The sequence below is a fragment of the Xenorhabdus mauleonii genome (assembly GCF_900113945.1).
GTDB lineage: Bacteria > Pseudomonadota > Gammaproteobacteria > Enterobacterales > Enterobacteriaceae > Xenorhabdus > Xenorhabdus mauleonii.
In genome coordinates this window covers 14,081-27,786 of sequence record NZ_FORG01000027.1, presented here as the reverse complement: position 1 = coordinate 27,786, position 13,706 = coordinate 14,081, and the positions used below count along the sequence as shown (strand labels likewise).

9 protein-coding genes are annotated in these 13,706 nt (G+C 43.3%); 7 read left to right on the top strand and 2 right to left on the bottom strand.

What is annotated here, in order from left to right; all coding sequences use genetic code 11:
- Window positions 1-288 precede the first annotated feature (288 nt).
- From surE to rpoS, 4 genes are all read left to right on the top strand, one after another.
- The gene (gene surE / locus BM100_RS18535) at window positions 289-1,053 is read left to right on the top strand and encodes a 5'/3'-nucleotidase SurE (protein WP_092513678.1); all 765 of its coding nucleotides are present in this window, start codon (window positions 289-291) and stop codon (window positions 1,051-1,053) included.
- A complete protein-coding gene (locus tag BM100_RS18530) occupies window positions 1,047-1,673 on the top strand; it encodes a protein-L-isoaspartate(D-aspartate) O-methyltransferase (protein ID WP_092513676.1) in 627 nt (208 codons plus the stop codon). Before surE ends, BM100_RS18530 begins: the two co-directional genes overlap by 7 nt.
- 152 nt (window positions 1,674-1,825) lie before the next feature.
- A complete protein-coding gene (gene nlpD, locus BM100_RS18525) occupies window positions 1,826-2,890 on the top strand; it encodes a murein hydrolase activator NlpD (protein ID WP_092513674.1) in 1,065 nt (354 codons plus the stop codon).
- 53 nt (window positions 2,891-2,943) lie between these two features.
- Window positions 2,944-3,939: an RNA polymerase sigma factor RpoS gene (gene rpoS / locus BM100_RS18520; RefSeq protein ID WP_092513672.1), complete on the top strand. Its 996-nt coding sequence runs from the start codon at window positions 2,944-2,946 to the stop codon at window positions 3,937-3,939.
- Window positions 3,940-4,114: 175 nt separating this feature from the next.
- Here the strand turns inward: rpoS and miaE are convergent, their stop codons facing one another.
- Both miaE and mutS read right to left on the bottom strand, forming a co-directional pair.
- Complete coding sequence (miaE, locus tag BM100_RS18515; protein ID WP_169924744.1) at window positions 4,115-4,879, bottom strand: tRNA isopentenyl-2-thiomethyl-A-37 hydroxylase MiaE; 765 nt, start codon at window positions 4,877-4,879, stop codon at window positions 4,115-4,117.
- A gap of 77 nt (window positions 4,880-4,956) precedes the next feature.
- A complete protein-coding gene (mutS, locus tag BM100_RS18510) occupies window positions 4,957-7,518 on the bottom strand; it encodes a DNA mismatch repair protein MutS (protein ID WP_092513711.1) in 2,562 nt (853 codons plus the stop codon).
- 662 nt (window positions 7,519-8,180) lie between these two features.
- Here mutS and BM100_RS18505 point away from each other — a divergent pair.
- The 3 genes from BM100_RS18505 to BM100_RS18495 all read left to right on the top strand — a co-directional run bounded on the left by BM100_RS18505 (window position 8,181) and on the right by BM100_RS18495 (window position 13,631).
- Window positions 8,181-10,664, top strand: coding sequence for a TonB-dependent receptor domain-containing protein (locus BM100_RS18505; protein ID WP_092513670.1), 2,484 nt, complete (start codon window positions 8,181-8,183; stop codon window positions 10,662-10,664).
- A gap of 214 nt (window positions 10,665-10,878) precedes the next feature.
- The gene (map, locus tag BM100_RS18500) at window positions 10,879-11,688 is read left to right on the top strand and encodes a type I methionyl aminopeptidase (protein ID WP_092513668.1); all 810 of its coding nucleotides are present in this window, start codon (window positions 10,879-10,881) and stop codon (window positions 11,686-11,688) included.
- Window positions 11,689-12,251: 563 nt separating this feature from the next.
- A complete protein-coding gene (locus BM100_RS18495; RefSeq protein ID WP_175494981.1) occupies window positions 12,252-13,631 on the top strand; it encodes a phosphoethanolamine transferase in 1,380 nt (459 codons plus the stop codon).
- Window positions 13,632-13,706: the final 75 nt, after the last annotated feature.

The following is a 13,706-nucleotide window of genomic DNA, read 5'->3' as shown; positions in this document are numbered from 1 at the left end:
AAGAAGCACCGCCACAGCTTATATCCTATGGTTCCCAAGATGTAGCCAACAAAACGGCAATCTGAAAGGCAAAGGGGATAAACCGTAAAGCACTCTACAAAACTGGTGGGGTCATGCTAAGATCAAACGATTTTCTGGCGGTTTTAACATTGTCCGATATATACCCAAACAAACCCGCCACATTAACCCATCAGGTAAAACTGACAGGACTGGACCTCTGGGACAACATACAAGGTCAATTACCGTTTAAAATTATGTTTTACTTAATTGAATCAATGAGATAATTAAATGCTACGGATATTGTTGAGTAATGATGATGGTGTTACCGCGCCGGGTATTCAAACCTTGGCGGCTACATTGCGTAAACACTATCAAGTTCAGGTAGTCGCACCTGATCGTAACCGTAGCGGCGCATCAAATGCTTTAACGCTGGATCGTCCTTTGCGCATTAATACACTGAGCAATGGTGATATTTCTGTTCAAGAAGGCACGCCGACGGATTGTGTTTATTTGGGCGTGAATCAGCTGGTTCACCCTCGTCCTGACATAGTTGTTTCAGGCATCAACTGTGGCCCTAATCTTGGTGACGACGTGATTTACTCTGGCACGGTTGCTGCTGCCATGGAAGGGCGCCATTTAGGGTTGCCGGCACTGGCTGTATCCCTGAATGGTGACAAACACTATGAAACAGCGGCGGAAATCACTGTGCGGCTGTTGACCCTATTGCAAAAATTCCCGTTGAGGGCAGGCAATACGCTGAATATTAACGTGCCAGATATTCCTGTAGAACAGATTAAGGGGTTTCGTGTAACACGGTGTGGTTGCCGCAGTGCAGCTGAAAAAGTCTATGTTCAGGAAGATCCGAAAGGGAATATGCTTTATTGGATTGGCCCTCCCGGTGAGAAACATGATGCAGGGCCTGAAACAGATTTTGCTGCAGTAGAAGAAGGATTTGTTTCCATCACGCCTTTGCATATAGATCTGACGGCCTATAAAGCACATAAACTGATGGAAGAGTGGTTGGCAAAGGTCGGGGATATTGAGGAATGCTGAACCGGGCCATAAAAGATTTGCTGGCACAACTGCGCCAGCAAGGGATAGACAACGAGCAACTGTTAGACGTTATTGCCAAAGTACCCAGAGAATGCTTTGTGGATGAGGCTTTTGCGCATAAAGCGTATGAGAACACAGCACTGCCCATTGGACATGGGCAAACTATCTCCCAGCCGTATATTGTTGCCCGCATGACGGAGCTATTGAATTTAACGCCAGAATCCAAGGTATTGGAAATTGGGACTGGCTCCGGTTATCAGACGGCAATACTTGCTCATTTAGCCAAACATGTCTTCTCTGTGGAACGCATTAAAAGTCTGCAATGGCAGGCCAAGCGAAGATTTAAGCAACTCGATCTGCACAATATCTCAACACGTCACGGTGATGGCTGGAATGGTTGGCCATCAAAGGGTCTGTTTGATGCCATTATTGTCACTGCGGCGCCTCCTGAAATACCACAGGCTTTATTGCATCAACTTGCTGATGGGGGAGTGATGGTTCTGCCTGTTGGTGAGTATTCTCAGTCATTGAAAGTGGTTCATCGCCACGGAAATGATTTTCATGGGGAAATTATAGAATCCGTCCGTTTTGTACCCTTAATTCAAGGCGACTTAGCATAATATATCGGTATTTTTATACCATAATATTTAAATTGGCTGTCATTTTGTCTAAAAGTAAGCAAAATATCTCGCTTTAAATCTTTTGTGATTCTAAATTTCTTTATAAATCATCATTATTAGGACTTATATTTGCCTTTGCGGGAGATTGAGGTATGAATTTAGGAAACCCAATGAAAAAAATAAAGTGGATAATTATCAATAGCATTATAGGTACTGTGTTGGTTGGTTGTAGTAATGAGCCAAATCGTCCTGCTCCGATAGTAAGTATTGATAATAAGGAAAAAAGCGGAAGAATGCTCTCCAGACCATCACCTATTTCTGCTTCTGTGCCATCTCCACCAGTGATAATTTCGCAGAATAAAATACCAGACAATCATTCTGCAGAAACCCGTCGTCTAGTTAATTCTGCTGATTCAACGACATCTCATTTGGGAAAAATTACCTATAACCGTAACTACGAAAGCATCCCGAAAGGAAGCTACAGCGGGAATACCTACACGGTTAAACATGGGGATACATTATTTTACATTGCTTGGATTACAGGTAATGATTTTCGTGATCTAGCTCGCAAAAATAATATTTCAGAACCTTATGGTTTAAATGTTGGTCAGATCCTTCAAATGGATAATGTAAACTCCAAGAATGGTGTATTAATAGCATCAAATAGCACCCAATCTAAAATTAAGCAGGTTGATTTTCAAAAAATTAATGCGTATCCTGCAAATATTGATAGACCTAGCTCCGGAAAAATGTTGGCAAAATCAACTATTTCTGATAGCGAAAGTGCCGCTTCGAAATCATCTACAGCGACAAATATGGGTGTAAATAGTGCTGGTTTCGGCGCTATTAATAGCTGGAGATGGCCTGCGGAAGGAAAAATTCTTGAGGGCTTCTCTGATTCTCAGGGCGGAAATAAAGGCATTGATATTGCGGGCACCCGTGGCCAACCCGTATTTTCAACTGCCAGTGGAAAAGTAGTTTATGCTGGAAATGCGTTACGCGGATATGGAAATCTAATAATTATAAAACATAACGACGACTACCTGAGCGCTTATGCCCACAACGACACTATGTTAGTGCGTGAGCAGCAAGACGTCCAAGCGGGGCAAAAAATTGCCTCCATGGGTAGTACCGGAACAAGTTCCGTGAGATTGCATTTTGAAATTCGCTACAAGGGAAAATCCGTAAACCCGCTGCGATATCTTTCGCAGCGATAAACCGGGGCAGGATCTGAAATTCCTGCCCGCATTATCATGGGTAGGAGCAGCTGATGAGCCAAAGTACGCTTAAAGTTAATGAGTTGTATGATGATGCGGATTTAGACGAAAATAGCATGGAAGCTAATGACTTTGATGAAGCGTTGCTGAAAGACGGGGATGATGTAACCAGCCTGGATGAAGATCTGGAGTTGTTGCAAGGTGTAAACCAAAGAGTGCTTGATGCAACACAGCTTTATCTGGGGGAGATCGGTTTTTCTCCCCTGCTGACAGCTGAGGAAGAGGTTCTTTTCGCTAGACGAGCACTGCGTGGGGATATTGCTGCGCGCCAACGTATGATTGAAAGTAATTTACGTTTGGTCGTGAAAATATCTCGCCGATATAGCAATCGTGGATTGGCGCTGCTTGATCTGATTGAAGAAGGGAACCTTGGGCTTATTCGTGCGGTGGAAAAATTTGATCCTGAAAGAGGTTTTCGTTTTTCTACATATGCGACATGGTGGATCCGCCAAACAATTGAGCGTGCCATTATGAACCAAACTCGCACAATTCGTCTGCCTATTCACATAGTCAAAGAATTGAATGTCTATTTACGTACTGCAAGAGAGCTGGCACACAAATTGGATCATGAACCAAGTGTCGAAGAAATTGCGGAAAAACTGGATAAACCTGTTGAAGACGTCAGCCGTATGATGCGGCTTAACGAACGCATTACTTCTGTCGATACACCAATTAGTGGGGATTCAGATAAAGCATTGTTGGATATTTTATCTGATGAAAACGACGCCGGGCCAGAAACAACCATTCAAGATGACGATATGAAACAAAGCATCGTGAAGTGGCTGTTTGAACTGAATGCGAAACAGCGTGAAGTGTTGGCGCGTCGCTTTGGTTTACTTGGGTATGAAGCCGAAACATTGGAAGATGTTGGGCGAGAAATAGGATTGACAAGGGAAAGAGTTCGTCAAATTCAAGTGGAAGGGTTGCGTCGTCTCAGAGACATACTGCATACCCAAGGCTTGAATTTAGAATCATTATTCCGTACTTGATTATTAGTCTTTAATTCTAAAGAAAATAATCTATTTGGTATTAATTTAAAGGTGGGCTTATTTAGCCCGCCTTTCATTATTATTAACTCATTTGCATTTTAATGACTATTTAATTTTCCAGTTGGTTTTAATTATATTTATCTTTATATTAAGAAAATTCCTACAGTCATGAATTTCACTGGGCAGGAATGCCACTATGAAATTTAAAATCATTATCAAGAGATTGGATTAATTCCGCTTCTATCTGGCCGAAATAGCTCACTCGCTGTGAAATATCTTCTTTAGATATTGATTGAGCAAGTGTTAAATAATCTTGATAGTGGCGAGCCTCTGAACGCAATAGCGAAATATAAAACTTACCCAAATCTTCATCCAGATGAGGAGCCAATTTGGCAAACCGTTCACATGAACGAGCTTCGATGTAGGCACCAATAATCAGTTTATCAACCAACGTATAAGGCTCATGGTTGGTAATATGCTGAAACAGGGATTTTGCATAGCGGCTGGCACTGATACTGTCATAACTTATTCCCCTGATATCCATGATTTCCAGCACCTGATAAAAATGGTGCAATTCTTCCTTAATCAACAACACCATCTTATCGATGAGATCTTGGCTATACGGTGAATTTGCCCGGGCAGTGATTTGCTTGGTGACTTGGTTCTTTCCTTTCAGTGAGTGGATATCACCCATTTTTTTATAGGCAAAGTCTTCATAAGGACGAAACCATGCCAGCAAGGTATCCGCGCTTTTGGGATCAACGGCATACTTGCGAATTAAGAACATAGCACTTTGCGCGGCTTTTAATTCACACAACAGGTGATCGCGCAGCAAAACCGGCAGGTTTTCAGGCTGCCGGGCTTTTTCTACCCATTGTTCGGGTGTTTTGCATTGTAGAAATTGATAAATAGGTGCCAACAGGTTGGGATCAACCGACATCATTCCCCCGCACTTAGTTGCATCTATATCTACATCCATATCTACATCCATAGTTACATTCATAACTACACCCATGACTACACCATATCCTTCAGACGATAAATCCATTCGAGGGCTTGGCGTGGTGTCAATGTATCCGGATTCAAGTTTTCCAGTGCTTCAACCGCCGGAGAAGTATCCTCCGTTAACAGTGTTAGTTGCGGTGTGTCGACATGGCTTGCTGTCGCATGGTTGGAAATTGATTCCAGCTCTTTAAGTTTTTGGCGTGCACGCTTAATCACATCCCGGGGAACGCCCGCCAGAGACGCAACGGCCAGGCCATAGCTCTTGCTTGCCGCCCCTTCTTGCACATTGTGCATAAAAGCAATGGTATCCCCGTGTTCAACGGCATCCAGATGAATGTTGACGACCCCTTCCAGCTTTTCCGGCAGAGTCGTCAGTTCAAAATAGTGGGTCGCAAACAAGGTCATTGCTTTGATGCGGTTGGCCAAATTCTCGGCACACGCCCAAGCAAGGGATAAACCATCATAAGTTGACGTACCGCGACCGATTTCATCCATCAAGACCAGACTATATTCAGTGGCATTGTGCAAGATATTGGCGGTTTCGGTCATTTCCACCATAAACGTAGAACGCCCTGAGGCCAGATCATCGGATGCCCCGACACGGGTGAAGATACGATCAACCGGGCCTATGATTGCATTATCAGCAGGAACAAAACTTCCGATATAGGCCAGCAGCGTAATCAACGCCGCTTGGCGCATATAGGTACTTTTACCGCCCATATTCGGGCCAGTGATAATCAGCAAGCGGCGCTGTGACGAGATCGTCAGCGGGTTAGAAATAAACGGCTCACTCAAGACTTGCTCGACAACGGGATGGCGGCCACCGGTGATTTGAATGCCGATTTTATCTGTCAGTGTCGGGCAGGTGTAATTCAGGGTTTCAGCACGTTCAGCCAGGTTTGACAGTACATCCAGCTCAGCCAATGCTTCGGCACTGGTTTGCAAATCCGCCAGATGCGGCAGCAACAAATCAAATAGCTCCTCGTACAAGGCTTTTTCAATCGCCAGCGCTTTGCCTTTGGAGGTCAGAACCTTATCTTCATACTCTTTTAATTCAGGAATGATGTAGCGTTCTGCATTTTTCAGTGTCTGACGACGAACATAATGGATCGGGGCTAAATGGCTTTGTCCACGGCTGATTTGAATATAGTAGCCATGTACAGCATTGAAGCCCACTTTCAAGGTATCAATCCCGTATTTCTCACGTTCGCGAATTTCCAGCCGATCCAGATAATCAGTTGCGCCATCGGCCAAGGCTCGCCACTCATCCAATTCAGCATTGTAGCCTGTCGCAATCACGCCACCATCACGCACCAGAACAGGTGGTGTTTCGACAACCGCATTTTCCAACAGGGCCTGCAACTCATCAAAATTCCCTACACGTTGTTGTAGCGTTTTAATATAAGGGAAATCGGATGATGCCATGATCTGATTAATATCAGGGAGTTGCTGGAAAGCATGACGCATTCTGGCCAGATCACGGGGACGCGCAGAACGGAGGGCGAGACGTGCAAGCACTCGCTCCAGATCACCAACCTGACGCAAAAATGGCTGTAATTCATAGCCGATTTCTTGTAACGCGGAAATAGCCTGTTGGCGATTTTCCAATATACTTTTATTGCGAATGGGAGTATGCAACCAGCGTTTCAGCATACGGCTGCCCATTGGGGTCACGCACTGATCGAGGACAGAAGCCAGCGTATTCTCGATGCCGCCAGACAGGTTTTGCGTGATTTCCAGATTACGGCGGGTTGCGGCATCCATGATAACCGTTTCCTGCTGAGAATCCATGGTCAGGCTACGGATATGAGGCAGGGCGGTGCGTTGGGTATCTTTTACATATTGCAGCAAACAACCTGCTGCGCGCAGGGCAAGTGTTGATTTTTCCACCCCGAAGCCGATCAGATCGCGAGTGCCGAATTGTAAATTCAGTTGTTGTCTGGCGGTATCCAGCTCAAATTCCCACATTGGGCGGCGGCGCAGTCCGTGACAGCGCTCAATCAGTGCCATGTGGCCGAAAGTCTCAGGGTAAAGCAATTCCGCGGGGCGGGTGCGTTGCAGCTCGGCGGCAACAGTATCTTCGTCAGCCATTTCAGCAACGCGGAAACGACCGGAAGTAATATCCAGAGTGGCATAACCGAAGCCTTGGCTATCATGCCAGATAGCGGCCAGAAGATTATCCTGACGCTCTTGCAGCAAGGCTTCATCGGTTACCGTACCGGGGGTCACAATACGTACGACTTTTCGTTCAACAGGCCCTTTACTCGTCGCAGGATCACCAACTTGTTCACAGAGTGCTGCGGATTCACCGAGCTGTACCAGCTTTGCCAGATAGTTTTCGATTGCGTGATAAGGCACGCCCGCCATAGGAATAGGCTGACCTGCCGATTGTCCGCGTTTGGTTAGGGAAATATCCAATAACTTCGCGGCTTTTTTGGCATCGTCATAGAACAACTCATAAAAATCACCCATCCGATAAAGCAGCAGAATATCTGGATGCTGCGCTTTCAGGCGCAGATACTGTTGCATCATGGGAGTATGGCTATCTATATCCTTTGCTGGGGATTCTTTCATATTGATTTGATTCAAATTTATTATTCCTGTTGACTCAGTTGGGCCATCGACGCTCAGCCAACCCATCTAAATGACAAAACCTAAATATAATCAGCTAAGAATGGAACGCTAGTGAGCCTTATTCTGGGCGAAAGCACGATCTTAGCGAAGGCTCGATCTTTAGTGAAGGCACTACTTACTTAGCGAGCGTACTATCTTATCACTGATAATCTGTGTGATTCATCTGTGGATTAGATTAGGAGGATTTGGTCGGTAGGTTATCAGGATTACTCGCAGGAATGTATCAGATTTTTTCACTATTCAGCAGGATTGCGAAGAGGCTCGAGTTAATCTTTTTTTGTCATTTTAGTTTTTAATTTATTCAGCGAGAATTCACTATGCAATAGCTTCATATGATAATGATTTGCATTTGTGTTTGCTGTTATTTATCATTGGCGAAGAATAAAAATAATATATTTCAATCAGGTACAAATAATGTTCAGCCACATTTCTTCCCGATAATGATTGCTTCCAAAGCATTATCGAAAACAAATCGTTATCCAACATAAATGTTGTTCAAAGACAAATAACTAATAAAAACAAATAACTATCAAAAAATAGTGAAATTGCTATTTATACATTTCGAATATACACAGACAAAAACATAACAGGAAAAATCAAGAATGGAATCATCCAAAGGGATATTCAGTTCTCCATTGAATTTGAGGACAGGGATTGTCGTTGCACTATTGGGCAATACTGCCTTTCCGCTTTATGCAAACAGCATAGCACTGCCCAAAACAGCTCCTGAACAGATAATACAACCAGAAATAATGGTATTGAACACACTTGAAGTGTCCGGCATGAGTGCGGCAGAAAGGGATGCCGACTTGCCTTATATGACTTCAGGCTCAAGTAATTATATTTCAGCAGAGCGAATAGAGCAGCGACGCGGTACGTCAGTTGGCGATTTTCTCAAAGGCACTCCGGGCGTGCTGAATAGCGACAACCGTAATTCAGGTGCTTTGGATGTCAATATTCGTGGTATGCAAGGTCAGGGACGCGTTCCCATTATTGTTGACGGAGCCTCTCAGGAAACGACGATTTATCGCGGTTATTCAGGAATTGCCGGCCGCACTTACATTGATCCCGATCTCATCAGTTCTGCAACGATCGAAAAAGGCGCAAGCACATCACCGGATGCCAATGGCGCGATTGGTGGCGTTGTCAGAATGAGTACGCTTAATGTGAACGATATTGTCTTACCGAACCAGAAATTCGGTGTGAGGATGATTGGCAGTTTCAATAATAACAGTTCAACGCCTCCGGAAGTGGGAACCCGCGGCGGTTATCCTAGATCTGACATATATCGTGATAGCGAAATTCACAAGGCCTTCGGTAAATCAGAAGGCATGGACAGGCATGGCGGATTCCGGCCAACAGGGGGAGGGGGAAGTCTTGCCGTTGGCGCAAGAACTAAGTATCTGGACGTGGTGGCAGCTTTTGCCCGCCGGCAGAATGGTAATTATTATGCCGGTAAAAGAGGGAAAAACATTCCTCAAATAGAGATTATGCCAATCCCTTCAAAAGGCATGACTTATGCGCGTACTGAAAGGTTGACCCCATACAGGGCAAGTGAAGAAATCCTTAACACGTCTATGGATAATATTTCTTATTTGCTGAAAGGAAAATTAAAGTTCGACGAGAATCATACTGTTGAATTAGCCAAAAATGAATATATCAGCCGTTATGGCGAAATTATGCCGTCGTCCATAGCCCGTTTCGGTATGCCATATGAAGGCTATATGAATAAGATCACCGTCAGTTCCAATACTGCACAGTATCACTTAAAACCAGCTGGCAACTATCTGGTGGATTTAAAGGCCAATGCATTTTTCAACCGTGCTGTCAGTCGCATTAATACATCGACTCCTCTGGGTGGAAAAGTGTCGGTAGGACGGAATTACAGCCAATCTGATAAATGGGGGGTAGGGATCCATAATACGTCAGAAATTCTTATCCCTTATGGCGATCTTTCTTTTACCTACGGTGCAGCCTATTCATATGAAAAAATCGGTTTCCCCAAAGACGTTATATACGATAACTGGACTGATACCCCTTATCGGGACGGCTGGCGAAATGAGTACAATGCTATTGCCAATGTTGAATGGAGACCTGTGGAATGGCTGGCTTTTGAGGGGGGCTTGCGTTATTCCTATTTTAAATCCCATGATAATAACCCTAAGTTCCCGGAATTTGATTTTGATACCGGCAGAATGAATTCTCACCATGTCACATATGGTGAAGCACTGGAGCGCACTGGCAGTGGCTGGTCTCCGATTATCAATATGACATTGGAACCTGTGGAAGGCCTGCAATTTTATGGCAAATATGGTTCTGCTATTCGATTGCCAAGTTTATTTGAAACAACTAAAGGTTGGTCTCAAAGCACAAATAAGAATATTTTGTTATCACCTGAACGTTCCTTGTCATGGGAAGTGGGCATTAATGTATTGCAGAATGATCTGTTGTTGGGAGGCGATAAACTGCGCACTAAGCTGAGTTATTTTGATAATCATATCAAGGATTATCTGACCAGAGTAGGGAGTGTGAAGGCTAATGGGCGTGATTTTGAACGCTCAATGATCAATATCGATAAAGCTGAATTTCGCGGTTTAGAGTTATCAACGAGCTATGATATGGGTATTCTCTATTCTGAATTTTCCTGGTCATATTTTACGCACACTAATTTCTGCTTAACGCCAGAGCAAAGTTATAAGGATCCAGCACGCCGTTGTCATCCGGGGGGCGTGCCTGATAGCTACGTTGTTAATCATATCCAACCAAAACAATCCTACTCTGTAACACTGGGAGGGCGCGCCTTTGATAAGGATTTGGATATGGGAGCCATGCTGAATTATATCGGCAGTCGTCCAAGTGTTGGGTTGGGAGATAAAAATAAAAGGGTTGGTAGCACGTTGGTTCATGTGGAATGGAAACCCTATACAACGATTGATCTGTTTATGAAATATCAGATCAATAAAAACGTTAAGTTACACATGGGGATCGACAATGTTACTGATGTTTATTATCTCGATCCATTAGCTATGGGATTGATGCCCGGCCCGGGGCGCACATTCAGAACAAATCTTACGGTGAAATTCTAAGCAGCATTTGTTTAACCGCGTGGCTGATTGATTGAAATACCCGCTTATACTTTGAGTGGGTATTTTTTGCCGAAGTTTTGTTTATGACACAAGTTATTGGTCTGTAAAACATAATAACTATAAGTATTTAGCATAAACGGTGTCTTGAATTGTTTACGAATGCCAGTGCATTATTAAAAAGGAACCTACGTATCTCACATTAAGAGAAAAACAGATGACAAATAGCAACAGAATTTTGATAAAAGACGCGGATGAAATAAGAAAAATGGAAATCGCGGGACGTCTGACAGGGCAGGTGCTTGAAGCCGTTCGCCCCATCATTGTGCCGGGCATAACCACACTGGAAATTGATTCATTTTGTCATGATTACATTATCAATACTCTTGATGCCATACCGGGAAGTTTGGGGCAATACGGTTTTCCTTATACCGTCAATACCTCGGTCAATCATGTTGTTTGTCACGGCTGGCCTTCTGAAAAAAGATTAAAGAACGGAGATATTGTCAACGTTGATGTGACCGTCAAAAAAGAGGGTTATTATGGCGATAGCAGCATTACATTTTGCGTCGGTGAAGTTCCTTCCCATGCCAAGCGTTTAGTTGATATCACGCAGGAGTGTTTATATAAGGCGATTCAGATTGTTAAGCCGGGAGCGACATTGGGAGATATCGGTTATACGATACAGCAACATGCTGAAGCGAATAATTACACCGTGGTGCGCGAATATTGTGGGCACGGAATTGGTCGCACGATGCATGAAGAGCCGCAGGTTGTGCATTATGGTAACGCAGGTGAAGGCACAGTCTTGGAAGAGGGGATGACTTTTACGATTGAGCCGATGATTAACCAAGGTAAAAAGGATATTAAGTTACATAAAGACGGTTGGACTGTGACAACGAAAGATCGTCGGTTATCGGCTCAGTTTGAGCATACCATTTTGGTGACGAGTGATGGTTTCAAGGTATTGACCTTACGGGATGAAGAACGTGAGGCTTTTGAACATTTCCTGTCAATCCATCGTTAAATACGCCTTATACGCAATGGATTTCAAATAGTAAGTTAACCCAATATTGTGAATAAATCGTATTGGGTTAAAATACACCTGCCGTATTTCAAGTTGCAGTGTTTGTTAGCTGCGCTCACTCCAAGCCACCGCTTATAAGCATGCGGTTTATCTATGCTTTTGGGGATTAATGAAAGCCTCCAACTTCTTCATGGAGGCCAGCTTTAGGCTGGGCAAGTCCGTCGGAAATGGATTTGTCGTTTCTTGCCGTTGCGCCGCACCTTGAAATCCAATGGGTATACATCACATCCAGAATGTAATGGAACATTCAGCCAGTATTAGCTGATTTGGTTCTATTTTAATGCGTGCTATAAATTTACAGGGTTACTATGTCTTTCTTTCAAAAAAATAAGAACTTTCCTTATTTTATTGCTCTTTTTTTACTTATCTTTCTAATACATCAAAGTTTGGGATATCAATTAAAACTAATATATGTTGTCAGTGCTTATATGTTTTTCTTATTAATTGGCGCAATTAATAAACAGGCATATCTATTTCTGATTGTATTCTTTTCATTGATAGGTATGGCGTATACGCCAATTGGCCTCAATTACGGTTATCCCGATATCAATGCGGTAGGCTCGTTGCTTTATACTAATAAGAATGAAACATTGGAATATATCACTGGGCTTCCGTTTTCAACCTATTTAACTGCAATAGCCATTCTGGTTCTGATGGTGTTTTCATTTAAATTAAACATTACCTTATCAGGCAAAGGTAAGAAATGGTTATTTGCCCTGTTTTTCATTCCGGCTTTTTGGTCACCAGTTAAAGGGTATATTAAATCAAATTTTAGCGATAGTTCGATACTTTTGAGTACGAGTTTGCCTGAAATCCGTTTTTTCCAAGATGCCTATTCTAGTTACACGCAAGTGATGTCAGAAAATAGCCGCTTTGCCAGAATTATAAAAAATCAAGATGATTGGCAGCCGGTTATCAAGGATGAAAAATATGACACATACATCATGGTGATTGGTGAAAGTGCACGCAAAGATTTTTTGAATGGCTATGGTTTCCCGGTTAAAAATACGCCGTGGCTAGAGAAGGCCAATGCAACAAAATTCACGCATTATATTTCCTCAGCCCCTTCAACCCAGTTATCGCTGACGAATTCTTTGGCGATTCGCGAAGCAAATGAAATTCAATTGAATAACAGTATTATTTCACTGGCGAAAAAAGCGGGATTTGAAACATACTGGCTTTCCAACCAAGGCATGAAAGGAGGGTTTGATTCTCCTGTCGCTCTGATTGGGCAACAAGCCAATCATTATACTTTTCTAAAGGAAGGCAGCTCGGATGACCGTAGTTATATGCCAGATGAGAATCTATTGCCCTATATCCGCAATGCGTTAAAAAATGAGGATAACGCCAAGAGTGACAAGAAAAGGAAGCTGATTGTCATTCACCTCATGGGCTCACATCCACAACCTTGTGCGAGAACTGACGGGCACTTCACGACCTATTTTCATTCCCAAAATATCTCGTGCTATATCCAGAGCATCCACAATACCGATAGCTTGCTGGCTAAAATTGAAAACACAGCCAACCAAAATAAATTACATTGGACGATGCTGTATTTTTCAGATCACGGATTGTCGTTTGTCGGTAAAAACACGGATAACGAAAACCTGACGCATGGCGATGATAATAAACAGAATTATCAAGTTCCTTTTATTGTCACTGGCTATGATTATTCCGATAAAAGCACAGTGGATGCCGACCGCAATGGCCTGCATCTGTTGCCCATGCTCGCGACATGGTTGGGCGTTGCGGAATCGCGTCTGGCATCTGAATGCAATTGGTTTTCCAACCAAGAATGTCAGGATCAACATACTGTGATTTCATTCAGCGGTGAATACAAAGACTTTAAACAATTGCAGGATGATGCCATTAACCTGAATTAACGAATTGTGAACTTTTAAGCTGTGAGTTACTTCACAAAACTTGTTGCATTATTCCTGTGTGCTAACCACTGATTT